Source organism: Streptomyces sp. NPDC091209, assembly GCF_044757755.1.
Lineage (GTDB): Bacteria > Actinomycetota > Actinomycetes > Streptomycetales > Streptomycetaceae > Streptomyces.
This window is the reverse complement of the sequence record NZ_JBIVVR010000007.1, coordinates 17400-40739: the sequence shown is the minus strand read 5'-3', so window position 1 is coordinate 40739 and position 23340 is coordinate 17400. Positions and strand designations below refer to the sequence as shown.

At 71.3% G+C, this 23340-nt stretch carries 19 protein-coding genes and 2 pseudogenes; 6 read left to right on the top strand and 15 right to left on the bottom strand.

Going from position 1 to position 23340, the window contains the following annotated elements; genetic code table 11:
• Positions 1-20 precede the first annotated feature (20 nt).
• Genes ACIQRL_RS21150 through ACIQRL_RS21135 form a run of 4 tightly spaced genes read left to right on the top strand, consistent with a single transcriptional unit; the run spans position 21 to position 2573 of the window.
• Positions 21-707 (top strand): hypothetical protein, encoded by a 687-nt coding sequence (locus ACIQRL_RS21150; protein ID WP_401333482.1) that lies wholly within the window; start codon positions 21-23, stop codon positions 705-707.
• A gap of 25 nt (positions 708-732) precedes the next feature.
• Positions 733-1317, top strand: coding sequence for a DUF6529 family protein (locus ACIQRL_RS21145; RefSeq protein ID WP_401333479.1), 585 nt, complete (start codon positions 733-735; stop codon positions 1315-1317).
• Positions 1314-1730: a Rieske (2Fe-2S) protein gene (locus ACIQRL_RS21140; RefSeq protein WP_401333476.1), complete on the top strand. Its 417-nt coding sequence runs from the start codon at positions 1314-1316 to the stop codon at positions 1728-1730. Before ACIQRL_RS21145 ends, ACIQRL_RS21140 begins: the two co-directional genes overlap by 4 nt.
• 21 nt (positions 1731-1751) lie before the next feature.
• Positions 1752-2573, top strand: a complete 822-nt coding sequence (locus ACIQRL_RS21135; protein ID WP_401333473.1) for a DNA polymerase beta superfamily protein — start codon at positions 1752-1754, stop codon at positions 2571-2573.
• Positions 2574-2696: 123 nt separating this feature from the next.
• Here the strand turns inward: ACIQRL_RS21135 and ACIQRL_RS21130 are convergent.
• The 15 genes and pseudogenes from ACIQRL_RS21130 to ACIQRL_RS21060 form a co-directional block, all read right to left on the bottom strand.
• Positions 2697-3449 (bottom strand): annotated as a pseudogene (locus ACIQRL_RS21130) (DNA polymerase beta superfamily protein); the annotation flags it as partial.
• Between the two features lie 3 nt (positions 3450-3452).
• On the bottom strand, positions 3453-4475 hold the full coding sequence (locus tag ACIQRL_RS21125; RefSeq protein WP_401333470.1) for an ADP-ribosylglycohydrolase family protein: 1023 nt from the start codon (positions 4473-4475) through the stop codon (positions 3453-3455).
• 11 nt (positions 4476-4486) lie between these two features.
• Positions 4487-5230: an NUDIX domain-containing protein gene (locus tag ACIQRL_RS21120; protein ID WP_401333467.1), complete on the bottom strand. Its 744-nt coding sequence runs from the start codon at positions 5228-5230 to the stop codon at positions 4487-4489.
• Positions 5231-5399: 169 nt separating this feature from the next.
• Positions 5400-6872, bottom strand: a complete 1473-nt coding sequence (locus ACIQRL_RS21115) for a DHA2 family efflux MFS transporter permease subunit (protein WP_401333464.1) — start codon at positions 6870-6872, stop codon at positions 5400-5402.
• 24 nt (positions 6873-6896) lie between these two features.
• Positions 6897-7487: a TIGR03086 family metal-binding protein gene (locus tag ACIQRL_RS21110; protein WP_401333462.1), complete on the bottom strand. Its 591-nt coding sequence runs from the start codon at positions 7485-7487 to the stop codon at positions 6897-6899.
• Entirely contained in the window at positions 7484-8452 is a 969-nt protein-coding gene (locus ACIQRL_RS21105) for a sigma-70 family RNA polymerase sigma factor (protein ID WP_401333460.1), read from the bottom strand. Before ACIQRL_RS21105 ends, ACIQRL_RS21110 begins: the two co-directional genes overlap by 4 nt.
• 186 nt (positions 8453-8638) lie before the next feature.
• Complete coding sequence (locus ACIQRL_RS21100) at positions 8639-9919, bottom strand: pseudouridine synthase (RefSeq protein ID WP_401333457.1); 1281 nt, start codon at positions 9917-9919, stop codon at positions 8639-8641.
• A complete protein-coding gene (gene scpB / locus ACIQRL_RS21095; protein WP_356758158.1) occupies positions 9919-10575 on the bottom strand; it encodes an SMC-Scp complex subunit ScpB in 657 nt (218 codons plus the stop codon). The genes ACIQRL_RS21100 and scpB overlap by 1 nt, the downstream gene beginning before the upstream one ends.
• Positions 10572-12122 (bottom strand): segregation/condensation protein A, encoded by a 1551-nt coding sequence (locus tag ACIQRL_RS21090; protein ID WP_401333454.1) that lies wholly within the window; start codon positions 12120-12122, stop codon positions 10572-10574. The genes scpB and ACIQRL_RS21090 overlap by 4 nt, the downstream gene beginning before the upstream one ends.
• A gap of 18 nt (positions 12123-12140) precedes the next feature.
• The gene (locus tag ACIQRL_RS21085; protein ID WP_401333451.1) at positions 12141-12719 is read right to left on the bottom strand and encodes a hypothetical protein; all 579 of its coding nucleotides are present in this window, start codon (positions 12717-12719) and stop codon (positions 12141-12143) included.
• Positions 12704-13831, bottom strand: a complete 1128-nt coding sequence (locus tag ACIQRL_RS21080; protein WP_365876908.1) for a ParA family protein — start codon at positions 13829-13831, stop codon at positions 12704-12706. The genes ACIQRL_RS21085 and ACIQRL_RS21080 overlap by 16 nt, the downstream gene beginning before the upstream one ends.
• A gap of 424 nt (positions 13832-14255) precedes the next feature.
• Complete coding sequence (gene ald, locus ACIQRL_RS21075) at positions 14256-15380, bottom strand: alanine dehydrogenase (protein ID WP_401333448.1); 1125 nt, start codon at positions 15378-15380, stop codon at positions 14256-14258.
• 162 nt (positions 15381-15542) lie between these two features.
• A complete protein-coding gene (locus ACIQRL_RS21070; RefSeq protein WP_401333446.1) occupies positions 15543-17624 on the bottom strand; it encodes a tetratricopeptide repeat protein in 2082 nt (693 codons plus the stop codon).
• A gap of 248 nt (positions 17625-17872) precedes the next feature.
• Positions 17873-18499 carry an NUDIX domain-containing protein gene (locus ACIQRL_RS21065; RefSeq protein ID WP_401333443.1) on the bottom strand — a complete coding sequence of 209 codons (627 nt, stop codon included), beginning with the start codon at positions 18497-18499 and terminating at the stop codon, positions 17873-17875.
• A 118-nt stretch (positions 18500-18617) separates the two neighbouring features.
• Positions 18618-20285, bottom strand: coding sequence for a CTP synthase (locus tag ACIQRL_RS21060; protein WP_365876952.1), 1668 nt, complete (start codon positions 20283-20285; stop codon positions 18618-18620).
• 532 nt (positions 20286-20817) lie between these two features.
• Here ACIQRL_RS21060 and ACIQRL_RS21055 point away from each other — a divergent pair.
• Together ACIQRL_RS21055 and ACIQRL_RS21050 are read left to right on the top strand one after the other, a co-directional pair.
• Complete coding sequence (locus ACIQRL_RS21055) at positions 20818-22626, top strand: glycoside hydrolase family 15 protein (RefSeq protein ID WP_401334433.1); 1809 nt, start codon at positions 20818-20820, stop codon at positions 22624-22626.
• Between the two features lie 109 nt (positions 22627-22735).
• A pseudogene (locus ACIQRL_RS21050) lies at positions 22736-23325 on the top strand (FAD-binding oxidoreductase); the annotation flags it as partial.
• Positions 23326-23340 lie beyond the last annotated feature (15 nt).

The following is a 23340-nucleotide window of genomic DNA, read 5'->3' as shown; positions in this document are numbered from 1 at the left end:
TCGCCTCGGGGGAGGCCCGAATGAAGCGTCCAGGACCCCTTCTCACCCTTCTCGCGGGGCTTGTGCTCGGCGTGTTCATGTTGTCGCTCAACGCGATGACGGGGACGAAGGGCGCTTCGAACCCGTACCGGCAGGCGTCGCCGGGCGTCTCGGTGTCGGCCGGCACGTCACCGGCCTCATCCTCGCCGTCACCCGGCACCTCACCGAGCGGTTCGCCCAGCCCCTCGCCGTCCCGCGTTTCCGTGCCCAACGCCGACTACGCGGGCCGCACCGACGACAACTCCTCGGCGGTCGCGATCTCCCTGCGGGGCGGCAAGGCGATCGCGTACTTCTGCGACGGGCACGACAAGGAGTCCTGGCTGAAGGGTGACGTCGAGGACGACGGCACCATGAAGCTCACGGGCGGCAACGGCGACGAGCTGAACGGAGCCCTCCACGGCAAGCGGATCCGCGGCACCGCCTACGTCGGCGGGCAGCGCTACGGCTTCACGGCCGACCGGGCGATCAAGCCCTCCGGCCTGTACCGGGCGACGGCCACCGTGCGCGGCGCGAAGGTCGACGGCGGCTGGATCGTGCTGCCGGGCGGCAAGCAGGTCGGTGTCGTCGAGCGCGACGGCACACCTTCGGCGGCACCGGCGATCGACCCGGAGACCGGCGCCGTGACGATCGACGGACAGAAGATCATCGCGCGTCCTGTCACCCCCTGACCGCCTCTTCCACAGGGAGCCGTTCATGCCCGTGGACCCGAACGCCGCCACCCGGGGCTTCCCCTCTTCGCCGCCTGGCCACGGCAGCCCGAGCCCGGCCCGCTATCTCGTGCCGGCCTTGGTCGCCGCGGCGGTCGCGGTCGGCCTCGGCGTCTACGGCAAGGTCCACGACCCGACGGGAACGGCCTTCAATCTGGCCGGTTTCAGCAGCACGGGCGCCGTGAAGTCCTGGCTGGCGACGACGGCGTTCTTCTTCGCGCTCGTCCAGCTCGTCTCGGCGCTCATGATGTACGGGAAGCTGCCGGGCCCGAGCTGGGCACCGGCGCTGCACCGGTGGTCGGGACGGATCGCGTTCCTGGTGGCGGTGCCGGTCGCGGTGCACTGTCTGTACGCGTTGGGCTATCAGACGTACAGCACGCGCGTCATGTGGCACTCGCTCCTCGGGTGCTTCTTCTTCGGTGCCTTCAGTGCCAAGATGCTGCTGCTCCGCTGGGAGCGCCTGCCCGGCTGGCTGCTGCCCATCATCGGCGGCCTCGTCTTCGCCGTGCTCACGGCCATCTGGCTGACGTCCGCCTTCTGGTTCTTCCGTACGTTCGGAGTGACGACATGACCGACCGCTCGACACGGCGCACGGTGATCCTCGCCACGGGGGCGTCCGCGCTGCTGGCCGGGTGCAGCCAGTACGGAAACGGAAGCGGCGACAGCTCCTCGGACTCGTCCCCGAAGGCGTCCAGCGGCCAGCAGCTCGCCACGACGAGCGACATCCCGGTCGGCGGGGGCACGATCTTCACGGACCAGAAGGTCGTGGTCACCCAGCCGACGAAGGGCGACTTCAAGGCCTTCTCGGCGATCTGCACGCACCTGGGCTGCACGGTGAACAAGGTCGCGAACGGCACCATCGACTGCCCGTGCCACGGAAGCAAGTTCAGCGTCGAGGACGGGGCGGTGAAGGCCGGTCCCGCGCCGCGTCCGCTGCCCGCGGAGAAGATCACCGTGGAAGGAAACTCGATCCGCCTGACGTGAGAGTGCCCGTACGCTCCGGACATGCGTTCCGAGCGTCCCGCACCCCAGACGTCCCCGGCGGCCGAGCCACCCCCGGCGTCCCCGGCACCGGAGGTGTCCCCCGCGTCACCCGCGCCGGCGGCTCCGGCGTCCGGGATCCCGGCCTCCGCGGTCGCGCTGGTGCGGGACCACACGGTCTACTCCTGTGTGATGGGGTCACGTGCCTTCGGACTGGCCACGGACGGCAGTGACACGGACCGCAGGGGCGTCTTCCTCGCCCCGACCGCGCTCTTCTGGCGCTTCGAGAAGCCGCCGACGCATGTCGAGGGCCCGGCGGAGGAGCAGTTCAGCTGGGAGCTGGAGCGGTTCTGCGCGCTCGCGCTGCGCGCCAACCCGAACATCCTGGAGTGTCTGCACTCCCCGCTCGTCGAGCACGTGGACGACACCGGGCGCGAACTCCTCGCCCTGCGGCGGGCGTTCCTCTCCCGCCAGGCGCACGAGACGTTCGCCCGCTACGCGCTGGGCCAGCACAAGAAGCTGGAGGCCGACGTCCGCAAGTACGGCGCCCCGCGCTGGAAGCACGCCATGCATCTGCTGCGCCTGCTGATGAGCTCGCGCGACCTGCTGCGCACCGGGACCTTGACGATCGACGTCAAGGAGCAGCGCGAGCCGCTGCTCGCGGTGAAGCGGGGCGAGGTGTCCTGGAGCGAGTTCGAGCGCTGGATGTCCCGGCTGGCGGCGGAGGCCGACGAGGCGGCCGTCCGCAGCCCCCTCCCGCCCGAGCCGGATCACGCGCGCGTGGAGGACTTCCTGATCCGGGTCCGCCGCGCCTCAGCGCTGCGGGACACCGCCGGGGGCCGGTAGCCCTTCCCTGGCACCCTCCGGACGCCGGGAACCCTCCGGATCCCGGAGACCCGCCTGACCTCGGATGCCGTCCTGACCCCGGACACCGTGCCGGCTCCGGATAGCGTCCCGATCTCCCCCGATGCCGTCGAGGCGGACCCTGACGACGAAGTCGTGCAGGGCGTCGTACGCGGAGGGGGTGTCCGGCAGGGCCGAGGCGTCCTGTGCCTCGTCGAGGAGCGTGTGCAGCCGCTCCACGTCCTGCGCCACGCGTGCGTGGGGAACGTCCGCGGCCCCGTGCTCCCGCTCCGCCTTCGTGGCGATCAGGTCCGGCAGATACGCGGGGGACTCGATCTGCCCGGCGAGCGTGGGCAGATCGGCATCCACCTCGCCGCTGCGCATGAGGTGGATGCCGGTGAGCAGCACACGGAACGTGTAGAGCAGCGGCTTGAGTTCGCCGCCCTTCTCGAAGAGCCGCCACTGCGTGGTCGCGAAACCCCGGTAGTGGTGGGCGTGATGGCGGGTGAGCACTCCGGGGACGAGCGAGATCAGTTCACGGTGTTCGTCGCCGGTGCGCACGACCAGCGGCGAGAGCAGCTGCTCCAGCACATAGCCGTTGCGCCGCAGCATCAGCCGTACGAACTTGCGCAGGTCGTGGGTGACCAGGTCCATCTCGACACCGCTCTCCCACCACATGCGCGACCGGGTCTCCTCCGGTTCACGCAGTCCGACCAGGTCGGCCGCCGGCAGCAGATGCACGCCGCGCAGATCGACGTCGGAGTCACGCGAGGGGAAGCCGTACAGGTGCGCCCCCGAGACGGTGGCGAAGAGCACGGCGTCCGGCTCTTCGCCCACCACGCTCGCGAGGTCGGCGCCGGTACCGAGGACGTCTGTCATCCCTCAAGCATCCCAGAGCGCCCCCAGCGACATGAGGTCGCTCTGGTACTCGATGCGGTCGGCCCAGGCCGTCGGCCAGGCCTCCGAGCCGTGGTAGGCGCCCGCGAACGCCCCGGTCAGGCAGGCGATGGAGTCGGAGTCGCCCGAGGTGCAGGCGGCCCGGCGCAGCGCGGTGACGGGTTCGTCGACGAACATCAGGAAGCACAGCAGACCGGTGGCGAGCGCCTCCTCGGCGATCCAGCCGGCGCCGGTGGCCAGGCAGGGGTCGTCCTCGGGAGAGGCGGTGCGTACGGCGTTCCGGAGGTTGTCCAGGACGGCGATGCACTCGTCCCAGCCGCGGGAGATGTACTGCTCCGGTCCGGCGTCATGGCAGAAGGTCCACAGGTCGCCGAGCCAGCGGGAGTGGTAGCGGTGCCGGTTCTCGTGCGCGTACGAGCGCAGCAGGCCGATCAGGGCCGCCGGCTCGACGCCCTGGCTGAGCAGCCGGACGGCGTGCGCGGTGAGGTCCGAGGCGGCGAGCGCGGTGGGGTGGCCGTGGGTGAGCGCGGCCTGGAGCTGCGCGGCGCCCGCGCGCTGTTCGTCACTGAGCCCGCCGACGAGTCCGACGGGTGCCACGCGCATGTTGGCGCCGCAGCCCTTGGAGCCGGTCTGGCTCGCCTCCTGCCAGCGGAGTCTGTCGTTCTTGAGCAGGTTGCAGGCGACGAGGCAGGTGCGGCCGGGGGCACGGTTGTTCTCGGGCGACTGGTACCAGTCCACGAACTCCTCGCGCACCGGCCGTTCCATCCGCAGCGGGCCGAGCAGACCGCTGTCCATGGCGGTGCGCAGCCCCTTCGCCAGCGCCAGTGTCATCTGGGTGTCGTCGGTGACGATCGCGGGCCTGGGCAGCGCCATCTGCCGCCAGGGGCCGCACTTTTCGAGGATGGCGGGCACGGTGTTGAACTCCGTGGGGAACCCGAGCGCGTCGCCGAGGGCCAGGCCGATGAGGGAACCGGTGGCGGCGCGCTTCGCTAGGGTCGTGCTGGTCATCGGGGCCGTCCTTACGAGGTGGGACGCAGCAGGGGTGGGTGCAGGACTTTCGCGCCGCCCGCGCGGTAGAGGGCGGCGGGTTTGCCGCGGCCGCCGGTCAGGCGCGCGGCACCGGGGACCTGTTCGACGAATCCGGGTGTGGCGAGGACCTTGCGCCGGAAGTTGGGCCGGTCGAGCGCGGTGCCCCACACCGTCTCGTAGACGTGCTGCAGCTCTCCGAGGGTGAACTCGGGCGGGCAGAAGGACGTGGCGAGACAGGAGTACTCCAGCTTGGCGCCCACGCGTTCATGGGCGTCGGCGAGGATCCGGTCGTGGTCGAAGGCGAGCGGGCCGAGCGCGTTGAAGCGCAGCCACTGGGCCTGCGCCGCGTCACCTCCGCCGTGGGGTTCGGGCGGGTCGGGCAGCAGCGCGGCGAACGCGACGGAGACGACCCGCATACGGGGGTCGCGGTCGGGTTCGCTGTAGGTGCGCAGCTGTTCCAGGTGGAGTCCCGAGATGTCCGACAGACCGGTCTCCTCGGCGAGTTCACGCCGGGCGGCCGCCTCGGCCGACTCGCGGGGCAGCACGAAGCCGCCGGGCAGGGCCCAGCGGCGGGCGTACGGTTCCCGGCCCCGCTCGATCAGCAGCACCTGGAGTGCGCCCGCGCGCACCGTCAGGACGGCCAGATCGACGGTGACGGCGAAGGGCTCGAAGGCGTACTTGTCATAGCCCTCGGGTGCCGCGCCCCCCGGCGCACGGCTTTCCCCTGTCGCCACCCCCCACGCCCCCTCTTTATGGTCAGCCTGACCATGGTCAGTACGACTATAAAGGCGCGGGAGGGTGTCAACAAGGCTCTCGGCCAGGGAACTTGGGGGTTCCCGAGGTCGGTACGGACGTCATGACGACCGTGCGGGCGGGGACGGTGGCGGCGGGTCGTCCGAGTCGTCAGACCCGGGCGCGCGACGCCTCCGGCCGCCCGACCTCGGCAGGGTGCGCGTCCGGTCCCTGCGCCCGAGCGCGCGCCGGAGCGAGGGCGGCCACGAGCGCTCCGACGGCCGCGACTCCCGCCGAGACCCACAGGGCCGGTCCACAGCCGTTGACGAAGCCGTCCGCCGAGCCGTAGCCCCCGTACCGCGTGAACACGGCCGCGGCGACGGCGATCCCGAAGACTCCGCCCAGCTCGCGCAGCGCGTTGTTGACGCCGGCGGCGACACCCGCGTCGGCGGGCGGCACCGCGGAGGTCACGGCGTTCGCGACGGTGGGGAAGACCATGGAGATACCGATACCCGCGACGATCAGCGGCAGCACCAGCCGTCCGTAGGCGACTCCGGGCTGCACCTGCCAGGCCAGCAGTCCGAGGCCGACCGCCTGGAGAACGAGTCCGCCGAACATGAAGGGCCGGTTCCCGAACCGGTCGGCGAGCGCGCCCGCGAGCGGCGCCACGAGCAGGGGCATGCCGGTCCACACCAGGATGCGGACACCGGCCTGCAACGGCGAATTCCCCAGGCCGAGTTGGAACAACTGCGTGATCATGAACAGAGAACCGAGCAGGGACATGAACGCCAGGAAGACGACGCCGTTGGCGGTGGAGAAGGCGCGCCTGCGGAAGTACCCGAGGGGCAGCATCGGGTAGCGCGCGCCCGACCGCTCCCAGCCGAGGAAGGCCGCCATGAAGACGACTCCGACGGCCAGCGCCCCCAGCACCTCGGCGCTCCCCCAGCCCGCCTGCGGTGCCCGCACCGGTGCCCAGGCGAGGCCGGTCAGCCCGACGGCGACCAACAGCAGCCCCACGACATCGAGTTGCGGACGCGGGCCGTGGCTCTCGCGCAGTTTCAGGGCGGCCAGCGGCAGCATCGCGAGCCCTGTCGGCACATTGATCCAGAAGATCCACTGCCAGGACAGGCCCTCGGTGACGGCGCCGCCGAGCACGGGTCCGGCCGCGACCCCGAGGCCGGTCACACCGCCCCAGACCCCGATGGCGACGCCCCGCTTCTCGGCCGGGAACGCCTCGCTGATCAGGGTCAGGGTGAGCGGCAGCAGGACGGCCGCGCCGGCACCCTGGAGCACCCGCGCGGCGATGAGCTGGCCCGGTCCCGGGGCCAGCGCCGCGAGGGCCGAGGCCAGCGTGAAGACGGCGAGTCCGACGACGTACATGCGCCGCCGCCCGAAACGGTCGCCGAGTGCCGCACCGGTCAGGGTGAGGCAGGCGAAGACGAGGTTGTACGCGTTGATCGTCCACTCCAGGTCGGACAGGCTCGCCCCGAAGTCGGCCCGCAGGGCGGGCAGCGCGGTGGCCACGACGACCACGTCGAGAGAACAGAGCAGCGCCCCGAGTCCGGCCAGGACCACCGTCCACACCCGGAGTGCGGGCAGGGCGGACGGCTGCTGGACGGGGGCGCGCGCGGTGGTGTCGGTCATGACGGTTCCTTCCGTGAGGATCACTCAGGGAAGGCGGACCGGCCCCGCGCCGAAAAGGAATCGCGGCTGCGGGCGCCTGCCGAGGAACGCGAGGAGCAGGCCGCCGGGCAGGGTCCGCGGCGGTACGTCGACAGGGTCGGCGAAGCGCACGCCGCGGTCGGCGTCCGCGACCACCAGGTGCGCGAGGGGCAGCAGTTCCACGGCGAGCGCGGAGGGGATCGGCCGCGCCCGCCCGCAGGCCCGCGCGACGTCCCAGCCGTGCACCGCGATCTCCAGGGCGCCGACGGCCACCAGCAGCCCCGCGTCCAGGGACCGGTCCCCCACGGCCGGGGCGGGCGGGGCCGCCGAGACCGCCGCCCAGGCGCCGAGGAGGGCGCCGGCCCGCGCGCGGAAGGCGCACACCGGATCGACGGACCGCCGGGCAGGACACAGCCCGACCCGCCCGTCCGCGACGCCTTCGTAGAGGGCTTCCACCGAGTCGTCGAGGTGGTGGAGCAGATCCCCGAGGTCCCACTCGGCGCACGGCGTCGCCCACCGCAGGCCCTCGCGCGGCACGGCGGCCACACTGCCCAGCGTGTACGCGAGCGACCGCTCCAGGAGCTCTCCGGGATTCACGGGAGGATCCGGGGCAGGCCGAAGACGGCGAACAGCCCCGGGTCCAGGAAGACCGTGAGCCGAGCGACACCGCGCTCCTCGACGGTGAGCACCTGCACGGAGTGCGCCCGGAGCACCCCGTCGGCCCCGCGCTCGTAGGCCGCCACCGCGGGCTGCCCGTTGGCCCGCACGGGCACCATGCGGATCCATCCCGCCTCCCGGCCGGAGAGCACCCGTGCCCGCAGGAACCGCAGGACGTCCTTCCTGCCGCTGAACCACTCCAGGTGCGGCGGCATCTCCAGCTCGATCCCGTCCCGCAGCAGCCCGAGCAGCGCGTCCATGTCGGCGTTCTCGAAGGCCTTCATGTAGCGGTCGAGGAGTTCGCGGTCGTCGGCACCGTCGGGCTCGACCGTCAGGTCCTCCTCCGGCGCGACCTCGTCGAGCCGGGCACGCGCGCGCTGGAGGGTGCTCTTGACCGCCGCGGTCGACGTGTCGAGCAGGGCGGCCACCTCGGAGGCCCGCCAGGCCAGCACGTCCCGCAGGATGAGCACGGCCCGCTGCCGCGGGGGCAGGTTCTGCAGCGCGGCGACCAGGGCGAGCCGCAGGCTGCCGCGCGCCGCGACGACCGTCGCCGGGTCGACGAGCGTGTCCGGCAGCGGCTGGAGCCACGGGATGTCCGTAGCGGGGGCCCGCAGGGGCCCCTCGGGCGCGTCTCCCGGCCCGCCGAGCCCGGTGGGCAGCGGACGGCGGCTGCGCCCCTCCAGGGCCGTCAGACACGTGTTGGTGGCGATCCGGTAGAGCCAGGTGCGCAGGGAGGCCCGGCCCTCGTATCCCTCGTAGGACCGCCAGGCCCGCAGATAGGTCTCCTGGACGAGGTCCTCGGCGTCGTGGGCCGAGCCGAGCATGCGGTAGCAGTGGGCGAGCAGCTCCCGCCGGTACGGATCGGTCAGCCGGACGAACTCGTCGCGGTCCGTCGTCGCGGTCATCGCCGCTCCCTTCGCTCGCACGGGGGCGCACCGGCCCACCGGTGGTCCGTTCACCGGTACAGACCGGCGGGGAGGCGAAAACGAATCGGCCGGCCCCGGAGAAGTTCCGGGACCGGCCGTCGTACGCGTGGAGCGTCAGCGGACCGCGGGAGCCGCGAGGGCTCCCGGGTCGGCGGGGGGCCTCGGTCAGAGACCGACCTCGGCCATGAGCATGCCGACCTCGGTGTTCGACAGACGGCGCAGCCAGCCCGACTTCTGGTCGCCCAGGGTGATCGGGCCGAAGGAGACCCGCACCAGCTTGTCGACCGGGAAGCCGGCCTCGGCGAGCATGCGGCGCACGATGTGCTTGCGGCCCTCGTGCAGGGTCACCTCGACGAGGTAGTTCTTGCCGGTCTGCTCGACGACACGGAAGTGGTCCGCCTTGGCGTACCCGTCCTCCAGCTGGATGCCGTCCTTGAGCCGCTTGCCCAGGTCACGCGGGATCGGGCCCACGACGTGCGCGAGGTAGACCTTCTTCACCCCGTACTTCGGGTGGGTCAGCCGGTGCGCCAGCTCGCCGTGGTTGGTGAGCAGGATGACGCCTTCGGTCTCGGTGTCGAGACGGCCCACGTGGAAGAGCCGCGTCTCGCGGTTCGTGACGTAGTCGCCGAGGCACTGGCGGCCCTCGTTGTCCTCCATCGTGGAGACGACACCGGCCGGCTTGTTCAGCGAGAAGAACTGGTACGACTGCGTCGCGACCGTCAGGCCGTCGACCTTGATCTCGTCCTTCTCCGTGTCGACGCGCAGCCCCTGCTCCAGGACGATCTGGCCGTTGACCTCGACCCTGGCCTGATCGACCAGCTCCTCGCAGGCCCGCCGGGAGCCGTAGCCCGCTCGCGCGAGGATCTTCTGCAGGCGCTCGCCCTCCTCCTCGGCACCCGGGAAGGTCTTGGGCAGCTTGATGTCCGGCTTGCCCGCGTACCGGTCGCGGTTGCGCTCCTCGGTCCGGGTCTCGTACTCACGGGAGCGCGCGGGCTCCGTACGGCCGCCGCGCTGCTGGCCCTGCTTGGGGCCACCCTTGGCACCACCGCGCGCCGAGGCGCCGCGCCCGGACTTCGGGCCCTCGTGCGTGCCGCCGGGGCCTACGTCGTAGCGACGCTCCTCGGGACGGGGCTTGCTGGGACGCTTCGGCTGGTCGTCGCGCCCCGCCGCCGCACTCCTCGGCTGGGAGCCACTGCCACCGGCTCCGCGGGATCCACTGCCACCCGCTCCGCGGGATCCGCTCCCGCCGGTTCCGCGGGATCCGCTCCCGCCGGTTCCGCGGGATCCGCTCCCACCGGTTCCGCGCGAGCCGCCGCTGCCCCGCGGGCCGCCGCCCCCGCCGGTCCCCCGGGAGCCGCCGCTTCCTCGCGAACCACCGCTCCCGCCGGTTCCCCGCGGGTTACCGCTCCCGCTGTTCCTGCCACTGCCGCTGCCACTGCTTCGCATCAAAGTTCCGTCGTCGTCGTGTCGTCTGCATCTGCATCCGGTGCATCCGGATCGAACGACGGGACCCCTTCCAGCGTCTCGGCCTCGATCGCGTCCGCCTCGGGGAGGAAGGGCGCGAGCTCCGGGAGCTCGTCCAGACCGCGCAGGCCCATTCGCTCCAGGAAGTAGTTCGTCGTCGTGTACAGGATCGCACCTGTTTCGGGTTCCGTGCCCGCCTCCTCGACCAGACCGCGCTGGAGGAGGGTCCGCATCACGCCGTCACAGTTGACTCCGCGGACCGCCGAGACCCTCGATCTGCTGACCGGCTGGCGGTACGCGACGACCGCGAGCGTCTCCAGGGCCGCCTGGGTGAGACGGGCCTGCTGACCGTCCAGAACGAAGCGTTCGACGGCGCTCGCGTACGCCGGACGCGAGTAGAAGCGCCAGCCGCCCGCGATCAGTCTGAGCTCGAAACCGCGGCCCTGGACGGTGTACTCGTCGGCCAGTGCGCGCAGCGCGTCCGCGATCTGCCGTCTGGGCCGCTCCAGGATCTTGGCGAGGTGTTCCTCGGTGGCCGGCTCGTCCACCACCATCAGGACGGCCTCCAGGGCGGGCCGGAGATCGAGGTCGGCGACGGTACGCGGCCCCGCGGGGGTGTCGGTGGTCTCCTCGCTCACGCCTTCTCCTCCTTGGTGCCGCGCCCGGTCTCTTCCTTCACCGCTTCCGGGGGCCGGTCGAACTCGTCGGTCACCCGCGGCCGGTCGTCGCCCTCGCCGCCCGTCCAGCGCACCATGAGGTCCCCGAGGGCCTCCTCCTGGTCCAGGGCGACGACCTTCTCCCTGTAGAGCTCCAGCAGGGCCAGGAAACGGGCGACCACGGTGAGGGTGTCGTCGGTGTCCTCGACGAGCGAGCGGAAGCTGGCCTCGCCGAGTTCCCGGAGCCGCGCGACCACGATCTGGGCCTGTTCCTGCACGCTGACGAGCGGCGCGTGGATGTGATCGACATAGACCTGGGGCTTGGGCTTCGGCTGCATCGCCTTCACGGCGAGCCTCGCGAACCCCTCCGCCCCGATGCTGATGACGACCTCGGGCAGCAGCTCGGCGTACTGCGCCTCCAGACCGACGGTCCGGGGATAGCGGCGAGCCTCCTCCTCGAGGCGCGCGTTGAAGATGTCCGCGATCTGTTTGTACGCGCGGTACTGGAGCAGCCGCGCGAACAGCAGGTCCCGGGCCTCCAGGAGCGCGAGGTCGGCCTCGTCCTCGACCTCGGCGGTCGGCAGCAGCCGGGCCGCCTTCAGGTCGAGCAGCGTCGCCGCGACGACGAGGAACTCGGTCGTCTGGTCGAGGTCCCAGTCCGGGCCCATCGCCCGGATGTGCGCCATGAACTCGTCGGTGACCTTGGAGAGCGCCACCTCCGTGACGTCGAGCTTGTGCTTGGAGATCAGCTGCAGCAGCAGGTCGAAGGGCCCCTCGAAATTCGAGAGCCGCACCTTGAAGACACCGTCGCCGGAGTCGGCGGGAACGGCCTTGGACCCCTCCGGGGACACCTCGGACCCCGGAGCCGGTCCGGACGCCGTCCCTGGCGCCGCCGACCGCGCGACGGCCGTGTCGGGCGAGGCCGACGGCGCGGACCTGTCCACGGCCACCTCGACAGGCCCCGCGAACACGGTGGACGGTCCGGCGCCCTCGCCTGGCACCCCGGACGGCTCGACCGCCGTCTCGGATCCCTCGACCGGCTCAGGGCGCTCTGTGAGCACGTCCGGCAGCCCCTCCGGCGTCCCGGGCCCCGCGGACGGCTCAGGGCCCCCTCCGGGCGTCTCGGAGGGCTCGGACGGGGGCTCGGGCCCCATGGGGCCCTCGGCGTCCTCCTGGGGCGTCCCCGGCGGCTCGGTGGGCTTCTCCCGCGGCTCGGTGGTCCGCGGGGGTGCCTCGGCGGTCCCGGTCGCCTCGCCGGCCGCCGCTGATCGCTCGACCGGTCCCGCGGGCGGCTCGGTGCCGCCTTCAGGCGTCCGGGACGGCTCGGTGGGTGTCTCGGGGCCTCCGGGCCTCTCGGGGCGCTCTCGGGGCCCGTCGGGCGTCTCGGTGGGGGCCTTCGGCGGTTCGGCGGACGGGCCCGACGGCTCGGACGGCGTCTCGACCGGTGCCGGAGCGGTCCCCGGACCACGCCCCAGCGCACGCCGACGGCCGCCGGAGGCGGCGGACGGGGGCGGGACGTTCGAGGTCATAGCCGTCGAAGGCTACCGCTACCGCCCACGCAGCCGTCGTACGAGAATGCTCGCGTCCCCGCGGGACTCCAGATCGGCGAGGACCACGGCGACCGCCTCGCGGACGATCCGCCCGCGGTCGACGGCGAGCCCGTGTTCACCGCGCAGCACCAGACGCGCGTGTTCGAGGTCCATCAGCTCCTCGGCGGACACGTACACCGTGATCTTCTCGTCGTGCCGCTCCCGCCCGCTGGGCCGGCGGTTCGCGGCGCGCGCCCGCTTGCGGGACGACTGCACGGACGTCGACGGGGCGGCAGAACCTTCCTGCGCCGGCTGACGCCGCCCCGAGCGGTCCGGGGCGCCGCCCCGGCTGCGGGACTCTCCCGCGTCGGACGACTCGGCGCCGGAGGCGACATGTTCGTCGCCCTCGCCGTCACCGCCCTGGACGGGCACCGACTGGGGCGCGTCCTCCCCGGCCGCCGCGTCGCTCTCGCCGGCCGGAGCCGGCACCCGGGCCTCGCCGTTGGTCCGGCGATTGGGGGTGGATGACTGGAGCGCCATGCCCCCGGTGGTACGGAACAGTTCGTCGGCCCCCGGCAGACTCACTCGGCGTGACACCGGGCGAGCACCTCCCTGGCGAGCTGGCGATAGGCGGCGGCACCCACGGAGTTGGAGGCGTACGTGGTGATCGGCTCACCGGCGACCGTGGTCTCCGGGAAGCGGACGGTCCGGCCGATCACGGTGTGGTAGACGTGATCGTCGAAGGCCTCGACGACGCGCGCGAGCACCTCACGGCTGTGCACCGTGCGGGAGTCGTACATCGTGGCGAGGATGCCGTCGAGCTCCAGCTCGGGGTTGAGCCGCTCCTGGACCTTCTCGATGGTCTCGGTGAGCAGCGCCACACCGCGCAGCGCGAAGAACTCGCACTCCAGCGGCACGATCACCTTGTGGGCCGCGGTCAGCGCGTTCACGGTGAGCAGGCCGAGGGAGGGCTGACAGTCGATCACGATGTAGTCGTAGTCGGCCAGCAGCGGCTTCAGGGCGCGCTGGAGCGTGGACTCGCGGGCGACCTCGCTCACCAGTTGCACTTCGGCGGCGGACAGGTCGATGTTGCTGGGCAGCAGGTCCATGTTCGGGACCGCCGTCTTCAGGAGCACCTCGTCGGCCGCCATGCCCCGCTCCATGAGCAGGTTGTAGACGGTGAGGTCGAGCTCCATCGGGTTGACGCCGAGACCCACGGACAGCGCGCCCTGCGGGTCGAAGTCGACGAGCAGCACCCGGCGTCCGTACTCCGCGAGCGCGGCCCCCAGGTTGATGGTCGACGTGGTCTTGCCCACGCCGCCCTTCTGGTTGCACATCGCGATGATCGTCGCGGGGCCGTGACTGGTCAGCGGACCCGGGATCGGGAAGTACGGCAGCGGGCGCCCCGTCGGGCCGATGCGCTCACGGCGCTGACGGGCCGCGTCGGGCGCGAGCGTGGCCGCGTACTCCGGATCGGGCTCGTACTCGGCGTCGGGGTCGTAGAAGTGCCCCTCGGGCAGTTCGTCGTAGTCGGCGAAGTGGGTGTGGTTCTCGCCACTTCCGTTGCCGGCCATGGCGTTCACGTGATGGCCATCCATGCTCGGGTGTGCTGTCTGAGTCATCCGGGGACTCTGATGGGCTGCGAAGGTCCGGACAGCGACGGAGCCGACAGCCTCGAGCCCCGTGGGGCTCTGGCCCCGCGCCGGCATTCCTGGTTGACCACCCCCGGGAGTAAATGTCGACTCATTCACAAGTCGTCTTACCTCCTTGGTGACCAGGAAACTTCTCGATAGGTCAGCGTGGCACCATGCCGACGGTTGGCGACTCTATGGCGTGTCACCGGTCCGCAGCAACACAATCCGCCGGACCCGACCCGATGTGTCGGCAACCGAACACCCCTCTGTCAAGGGCGTAAGGCCGTCGCACGGCAGGTTTCACCGGTGTGCGAATCGGTTGAAGAGTTACGTTCCTGGCGAGTTGAACGAGTGTCGCAAAGTGACCCGACACACACCCGGCCGGACCTTGTCGGGCAAGGTCCGGCCGGGTGCGCGGTGTTGACGACCCGTGTTGACGTATCGCCTTTTGTCGGCCAGGAGTCGGCCGCAATGTCGACTCCTGGAGCCGCCGGGAGACTCAGCCGAGCAGGCTCTCCAGCGAGACGTGCTCCAGCCCGTGCGACTCGGCGACCTCGCGGTAAACAACCTTGCCGTCATGGGTGTTGAGACCCTTGGCCAGCGCGTTGTCGCGGCGCAGGGCCTCGACCCAGCCGCGGTTGGCGAGCTCGACGATGTACGGCAGCGTGGCATTGGTCAGCGCGTACGTCGAGGTGTTGGGCACCGCGCCGGGCATGTTGGCGACGCAGTAGAAGACCGAGTTGTGGACCGGGAAGGTCGGCTCGGCGTGCGTGGTGGGACGCGAGTCCTCGAAGCAGCCGCCCTGGTCGATCGCGATGTCGACAAGAACACTTCCCGCCTTCATCCGGGAGACGAGCTCGTTGGTGACCAGCTTCGGAGCCTTGGCGCCGGGGATCAGCACGGCACCGATGACGAGGTCGGCCTCGAGGCAGGCCTTCTCCAGCTCGAAGGCGTTGGAGACGACGGTCTGGATCTTCGTGCCGAAGATCTTGTCCGCTTCCTTGAGCTTGTTGATGTCGCGGTCGAGCAGGGTCACGTGGAAGCCCATGCCGATGGCGATCTGCGCGGCGTTCCAGCCGGAGACTCCGCCGCCGATGACGACGGCCTTGGCCGCCAGCACGCCCGGGACACCGCCGGGCAGGACACCGCGGCCGCCGTTGGCGCGCATCAGGTGGTAGGCGCCGACCTGCGGGGCGAGGCGGCCGGCGACCTCGGACATCGGGGCGAGCAGCGGCAGCGCGCGGTTCGGCAGCTCGACGGTCTCGTACGCGATCGCCGTGGTGCCGGACTCCAGGAGGGCGTCCGTGCACTCCTTGGACGCGGCCAGGTGCAGGTAGGTGAAGAGCGTCTGGTCCTTGCGGAGGCGGTGGTACTCCTCCGCGATGGGCTCCTTGACCTTCAGCAGCAGGTCGGCGGTGGCCCAGACCTCGTCGGCCGTGGGCAGGATCTGCGCACCGGCGAAGACGTACTCCTCGTCCGTGATCGAGGAGCCGACACCGGCGTTCTGCTCGACGAAGACCTGGTGGCCGTGGCGCACGAGCTCGTGCACGCCGGCGGGGGTGATGGCCACCCGGAACTCGTTGTTCTTGACCTCGCGGGGGATGCCGACCTTCACGTCGATCACGGTCCTTGACTCAGAGGGCTCTGGGGCTATGCATGCCGAGGCGATGCAAGCCAGGCAATGCATGTCATACCCGACGTACGGGAGCACACCGGGAGACACCACGGAAGAACGCGGCGGAGCCAGTCTAATGAAGGGATTCCCTCTGTCTAGCCTTTCAATGCGTCAATCTTCAGCGGATGCACTGCGGATTTCGTAGGCGTTAGCGTCGTGTTCCATGCCGGATGTGCTCTCCGGCAGCTCATCTCCCAGCATGCGCTCGGCCGCGGCGCGGTGCAGCCGGGCGGCCGCCGGGTCGCCGAGCCGGTCCAGGGTGTCGGCCAGCCTGAGCTGCAGCGCGGCCTGCAGGCGTACGTCGTCCGCGCGGCGCGCCCACTCGACGGCCTCCTGGCAGGTGCGCAGTGACTCCTCGGGCCGTCCCGCGTACTCCTGGACACGTGCCATCTCGCTCAACGCCCTTGCCTGGGACGCGACATCACCGTTCTTGCGGTGCCCGGCGACCGCGGCGCGCCAGTTGACCTGCGCCTCGCCGTAGCGGCCCGCGTAGGTGTGCGCGGTGGCGATACGCCCGTACAGCCGGGCGGCGTCCACCCGCTCGTCCCGCGCGAGCCGCTGGGCGAGCGCCCTGCCGTACCAGTCGGCGGCCCGGTCGAAGTCGCCGAGCTCCTGGTGGGCACCGCCTACGGATTCCATCGCGCGGCCGGTCGCGTACGGGTCGTTCGCCTCGCGTCCGGCGTCGAGCGCGGCCCGGTAGCGGGCGAGGGCATCGGCCCTGCGGCCGGTCTGCGCGTCCAGGTCGGCCAGATTGAGCAGGGCCGCCGCCTTCTCCCGGGGCAGGTTCCGGCGGTCGGCGACATCCAGGACGAGCCGGTGGATGCCGTACAGCTCGGACGCCGCGGCCCGGGTGCCGAAATGGACGACCATCGCCCGCACCAGGGCGGCCATCAGCCGTCGGGCGAGGGTGTCCAGTTCCCCGTCGGCGACCGCCAGCCGGGCCGAGGCGAGCAGCGCGGGCTGCCGGACGCGCAGCCAGTCCTCGGCCGCCCGGGGGCTGGAGAAGCGCAGGGCACGCGGCATTCCGGCGAGCTTCTCGCGGGCGGGCGAGCTGTCGGTCTCGGTGATGGCGCGGCAGGACACCAGGAGCCGTACGGTCCGTTCCAGCATCCGGGCGCGGGCGAGCTGCACCTCGGCGGGCCGGTCATGGGTGTCGACGAGTGCCCGGAGCAATGGCTGGAAGCAGCCGGGGACCTCGTACCGCGGCAGCGGCGAGGGAACCGCCCGCAACAGGCCGAGGGCGACGAATTCGTCCAGCGTGGTGTGCGCCGCCTGGACCGAGCAGCCGGCCAGCGCGGAGGCGGTGTGCGGGTCGACCAGGCCCGCGGGAGCCAGCGAGAGCAGTCGCAGTATCCGCGCCGAGGTGCTCGGCAGGGAGGCGTACGAGAGCCGGAAGACGCGGGCCATCGGGGTGCCGTCCTCGCCCTCGGTGCGCAGGTGCTTGGCGAGGTCGGCGACGGCGGAGGCGGGGCGCGCGGCGAGCCAGCCGCCGGCCAGCACCAGCGCGGTGGGCTGGCCCGCGCACAGTTCGACCAGCCCTTCGGCGGCGAGCGGGTCGACGGTGATGCGCACCGAGCCGGTGAAGTGGTCGAGGAGTTCGAGGGCGGACTTGGTGTCCAGGCCGCCGAGGGTGCAGGGGCGGACGTCCGCGATTCCGGTCAGCGGCCCGCCGGACACGGCGATGACGAGGCAGTCCGGGGAGTCGGGCAGCAGCGCGTCGACCTGTTCGGCGTCGGCCGCGTCGTCGAGCAGGAGCACCGCCCGGCGGATCGCGAGGGCCTCGCGCAACCGCTCGCCGAGGTCGTCGGCATCGGCTCCGGGAGGCGCGGACAGTCCGAGGGCGGTGAGCAGGTCCCGCGCGGTGGCCTCGGTGGGCACCGGTGTGCCGTCCGGTTCGGTGAGCTTGGCGCGCAGGATGCCGTCGGGGTAACTCTCGGCGACCTGCGCGGCGAGCTGAGCGGCGAGCGCGCTGCGGCCCGATCCGGGCTTGCCCGCGATGAGCAGTACGCGCGCCCGTGGGGCCTTGCGGCCGGCGATGGTGTCGAGGCCCGCACGCTCGATGTCGGCCCGGAGTTCCTTCAACTCTCTTGTACGGCCCAGGAACTGACTCTTCGTAGGAGCGGACCCGGCAGCCGGGCGCTGCCCCTTGGCCGACACCTTGGTGCCGCCGCCGTCCACCGCCTGATCCGCCACGGGCCACGCTCCCGTTCCACTGCACGCGCAAGCCCGCCGGGACTCCGGTTCGGGCTTTTCCAGAGCCTAGTTCACGCTCTGCGACGATCCGGGCGGAGCGCGGCGGAGACGTCGCCCGATCGGATCAGGCGATCGTAGGACCGGTATCCCCGGACGGGCGTATACGACCGCTCCGAGGCGGAGCGGGGGAACGGCGAAGGCGCCCCGGGAACGGATCGCGACCGCCGAAGGAACGCTTCGGAGACGGGTCAGGCCTCGAAGGGGCGTGCGGGCCACGGTGCCCCGGCCGCACGCAGCGCGTCGAGTCCGTCGCCCTGCCGGGCGGCCACCAGCGAGAGGACGCCCACGACCAGGCAGTTGTTGTGCAGGTCACCGGCGAGCACACCGTGGACGAGTTCACCGAGGGGGACGCGGGCCAGCTCCATGTCGGCCTCCTCGTCCTCGACCTCGAACCGCTCGCCCTCCGCCTCGGAGAGATCGCGGGCCAGGAAGATCCGGATGGCCTCGTCGCAGCCGCCGGGCGTGGTGTAGACGTCGGTCAGCACGCGCCAGCTCTCCGCCTTGACGTGCGCCTCCTCGTACAGCTCGCGCTGGGCGGCGTGCAGCGGGTTCTCGCCGGGGATGTCGAGCAGGCCCGCCGGGATCTCCCACAGCTTCTGGCGCACCGGGTGGCGGTACTGGCGCAGGACCAGGACACGGTCCTCGTCGTCCAGGGCGAGCACGGCCACGGAGCCCGGGTGGACCTGGTAGTCGCGGCGGGCGACCGATCCGTCGGGCATGACCACGTCGTCGGTGCGCACCGAGGTCTTGTTGCCCTTGAAGGGGGTCTCGGTCGCCCGGACCTCCCACTCCTCGGGGGTGTCCTTGATCGTCATGGCCTGTCCTCCCACGCGCAAAAAGAGTCCGGTCCGGTGACGGAACCGGGGCGCGCGCCCGGCGGGAGAACCCGCGGACCCGCACCCCGGTCACCGTACAACCTGGTGCCGCTCGGTCTTACTTGCCCGTCTTGCGTGCCACCGCGGCCTTGACCAGGCCCGCGAAGAGCGGGTGCGGCCGGGTCGGGCGGGAGCGCAGCTCGGGGTGCGCCTGGGTCGCGACCAGGTACGGGTGGACATCGCGCGGGTACTCGACGTACTCGACGAGCTTGCCGTCCGGGGAGGTGCCGGAGAACTGCAGACCGGCCTTCTTCTCCAGTTCGGCGCGGTAGGCGTTGTTCACCTCGTAGCGGTGCCGGTGGCGCTCCTCGACGTACTCCTTGCCGTCGTACACCTCGCGCACGATCGAACCCTCGGCGAGCTTGGCCGGATACATGCCCAGGCGCATGGTGCCGCCCATGTCGCCCTCGCCCGCCACGATGTCGAGCTGCTCGGCCATCGTGGAGATGACCGGGTGGCCGGTGCCGGAGTCGAACTCGGTGGAGTTGGCGTCGGGGATGTCGGCCAGGTTCCGCGCGGCCTCGATCACGATGCACTGCAGGCCCAGGCACAGGCCGAGCAGCGGGATCTTGTTCTCGCGGGCGTACTGGATCGCGCCGACCTTGCCGGACACGCCGCGGTCGCCGAAGCCACCGGGGATGCAGATCGCGTCGACGTCGCCGAGCTGCTTGGCCGCGCCCGCCGGGGTCTTGCAGTCGTCCGAGGTGACCCACTTGATCTTGACGCGGGCCTTGTTCGCGAAACCGCCGGCGCGCAGCGCCTCGGTGACCGAGAGGTAGGCGTCGGGCAGGTCGATGTACTTGCCGACGAGCGCCATGGTGATCTCGTGGACCGGGTTGTGGACGCGGTCGAGCAGGTCGTCCCAGGTCGTCCAGTCCACGTCGCGGAACGGCAGGTCCAGCTTGCGCACGACGTAGGCGTCCAGGCCCTCGGTGTGCAGGACCTTCGGGATGTCGTAGATCGACTTGGCGTCGATCGCGGCGACCACGGCGGCCTCGTCGACGTCGCACATCAGCGAGATCTTGCGCTTGATGGCGGTGGGGACCTCGCGGTCGGCCCGCAGCACGATCGCGTCCGGCTGGATACCGATGTTGCGCAGGGCCGCGACCGAGTGCTGCGTCGGCTTGGTCTTCAGCTCACCGGACGGGCCGATGTACGGGAGGAGCGAGATGTGCACGACGAACACGTTGTCGCGGCCGACCTCGTGACGGACCTGGCGGACCGTCTCCAGGAAGGGCAGCGACTCGATGTCGCCGACCGTGCCGCCGACCTCGGTGATGACGACGTCGACGTCGTCGGCGGCCATACGGCGGATGCGGTGCTTGATCTCGTTGGTGATGTGCGGGATGACCTGCACGGTGTCACCGAGGTACTCGCCGCGCCGCTCCTTGGCGATGACGGTGGAGTACACCTGACCGGTGGTCACGTTGGCCGAGCCGTCCAGGTCCACGTCGAGGAAGCGCTCGTAGTGCCCGATGTCCAGGTCCGTCTCGGCGCCGTCGTTGGTGACGAACACCTCGCCGTGCTGGAACGGGTTCATGGTGCCGGGGTCGACGTTCAGGTACGGGTCGAGCTTCTGCATCGTGACGCGCAGACCCCGCGCCTTGAGCAGCGCGCCCAGGCTGGAGGCGGTCAGTCCCTTGCCGAGAGAGGAAGCGACACCCCCGGTGACGAAGATGTGCTTGGTCGTCGTGGCTGTGCTGTTTCGAAAAGCACTGGGCGGCATGGCCAAGAGGGGGCTCCCGTGGTCGCGGTCTGGGGTGCGTGCCGGCGTGGGGCCCGGAGATTTCCGGGGGTGCCGTCGCTGCGGTTCGGGGGTTTCTTGCCCACCGGTCCACGGGCTACCAGGGTATCAGCGACAGGACGAGGCCGCTTCCGGCCACGCTCCGCGCACAGCTGGGCACACACCTCGCACACCGCTCACTCGATCGGCTCAGCCGGGTTGCCCGGAGCGGCACGCGGATCTTCCACGTGCGTCGTATCCTGCTCGGACACTCGCTGCCGAGCCTTCCGGCACACGGCACCATCCCGCACGTAACCGGAACAAAGAGGGCCTGTCAGTTCGTTTCGAGACGACAATCGCATCGCCCATCGCACCGACAACTGACGTTTCGCAGCGACGCACGACGGACGTCCCCCATCATCGACGTTCCGCAGGTATCGACCATCCCATTGCCTACTGTTCCGCAGTACCTACGTTCCCTTTGACCGCAAGAGCGACCGCCCCGTGACGGGGCGACGTGGCCGTTCGACTGGAGATGCACGTGGCCGGGCGCATCGAGGACTACGCACTCATCGGAGACATGCAGACAGCAGCGCTGGTCTGCCGGGACGGCACAGTCGACTGGCTGTGCCTGCCCCGCTTCGACTCCCACGCCATCTTCGCGGGGCTGCTCGGCACGGAGGAACACGGATTCTGGCGGCTGGGCCCCGCGCACGCGGCCGACGCCCAGCCCCCCACCGCGAGTCGCCGCCGTTACCGCGGCGACTCGCTGATCCTCGAATCCGAGTGGGACACACCGCGCGGCACGGTCCGGGTGACCGATTTCATGCCCCCGCGTGACGGCGCGCCGCAGCTGATCCGGATCGTCGAGGGCATCACGGGCCGGGTGCCGATGCGCTCGGCGCTGCGGATGCGTTTCTCGTACGGCCGTGTGGTGCCCTGGGTGCACCGGCACGAGGGGCGCACGGTCGCGGTGGCCGGACCGGACTCGGTCTGGTTCGACACGGCCTGTGAGACGTACGGCAAGGATCTGACCACGTACGCCGACTTCACGGTGGCGCCGGGCGACCGGGTCGCCTTCACGGTCTCGTGGGAGCCCTCGCACAAGCAGCCGCCCGCGCTGCCCGAGCCGGAGCAGTCCCTGGAGGCGACCGAGGAGTTCTGGCGCGACTGGGTCGACCAGTGCACGTACCACGGCCCCTACCGCGAGGCCGTCGTCCGCTCCCTGATCACGCTGAAGGCCCTGACGTACGCGCCCACGGGCGGCATCGTCGCCGCGCCCACCACCTCCCTCCCGGAGGAGATCGGCGGCGTACGCAACTGGGACTACCGCTACACCTGGCTGCGCGACGCGGCCATCACCCTCTCCTCGCTGCTGCGCACCGGATACCGCGAGGAGGCCCGCGCCTGGCGCGAGTGGCTGCTTCGGGCGGTCGCGGGCGACCCCGAGAACCTGCAGATCATGTACGGCATCGCGGGGGAACGGGAGTTGGGCGAGGCAGAGCTCGACTGGCTTCCCGGGTACGAGGGTTCGTCACCCGTCCGGGTCGGCAACGGCGCCGCGCACCAGCTCCAGCTCGACGTCTACGGCGAGGTCACCGAGGCCCTGCACCTGGCCCATATGACGGGCCTGTCCCGCAACGACTACGCCTCGCTGCTCCAGTTGAAGCTGATCCGCTACCTGGAGACCCACTGGGACCAGCCGGACGAGGGAATCTGGGAAGTCCGGGGTCCGCGGCGGCACTTCGTCCACTCCAAGGTGATGGCCTGGGTCGCCGTCGACCGCACCATCAAGCTCATCGAGTCCGGGGACGCGGACGGCCCGCTGGAGAAGTGGCGCGAAATGCGTGACGACATCCACCGGGACGTGTGCGAGAAGGGCTACGACAAGGACCGGAACACGTTCACCCAGTCGTACGGCTCGAAGGAACTCGACGCCTCGCTGCTGCTCATCCCGCAGATGGGCTTCCTGCCTCCGGACGACAAGCGGGTGATCGGCACCATCGAGGCGATCCAGCGCGAGCTGTCCACCTCGGACGGCTTCATCCTGCGCTATCCGACCTCCGGCGAGAACGCGGGCGTGGACGGTCTGGAGGGCGACGAGGGCGCCTTCCTCGCCTGCTCGTTCTGGATGGCCGACGACCTCGCGATGATCGGCCGGGTCGACGAGGCCCGCAAGCTCTTCGAGCGCCTGCTGGCCCTGCGCAACGACCTCGGGCTGCTGGCCGAGGAGTGGGACCCGCGCCTGCAGCGCCAGGTCGGGAACTTCCCGCAGGCCTTCAGCCACGTTCCGCTGATCGACACGGCCCTGCGGCTGACCGCGAGCGGCGCGTACGGAGGCTGAGCCCCCTCCGGTTCGGGCGCGCCAGGACGCGACACCCCGGCGCGCCCGAACCGCCGTACCCGCCTAGCCTGGAAGAAGTCCTGTCCCCTCATGGAAGGGGGCGGCTCCCATGGCTCCCCTTTCGAAAGCGGGCGCGACACTGGCCGCGCTCCGCACCGATCTCTCCGGTGACGTGGTCACCCGGACGATCCGGGGTAGGACGAGGCCCGGTCGATCTTCAACGCGATGATCGACCGGCGGCCCGCCGTGATCGCGCTGTGCGAGGGCGAGACCGACGTGACACACGCTGTGCGCTTCGCGCGTGAGCTGGATCTGCCGGTCGCCGTGCGCGGCGGCGGCCACAGCGTCGCCGGCATGTCGCTCAACGACGGCGGTCTGGTCATCGATCTCAGCCGGACGCACGCGGTCACCGTCCACCCCGGATCCGAGACGGTACGGGTCGAGGGCGGGGCCGTCATGAGCCATCTCGACCGGGCCACCCAGCCGTACGGCCTGGCGACCACCGGCGGCCGCGCCTCGACGACCGGCGTCGGCGGGTTCGTCCTCGGCGGCGGCAGCGGCTGGCTGGACCGGTCGGTCGGACTCGCCGTGGACAATCTGCTCGGGGTCGAACTGGTGACCGCGGACGGTTCGCCGGTGCGCGCCACCGACCAGGAGAACCCGGAGCTGTTCTGGGCCCTGCACGGCGGCGCCGAGAACCTCCGGCGACCGGCC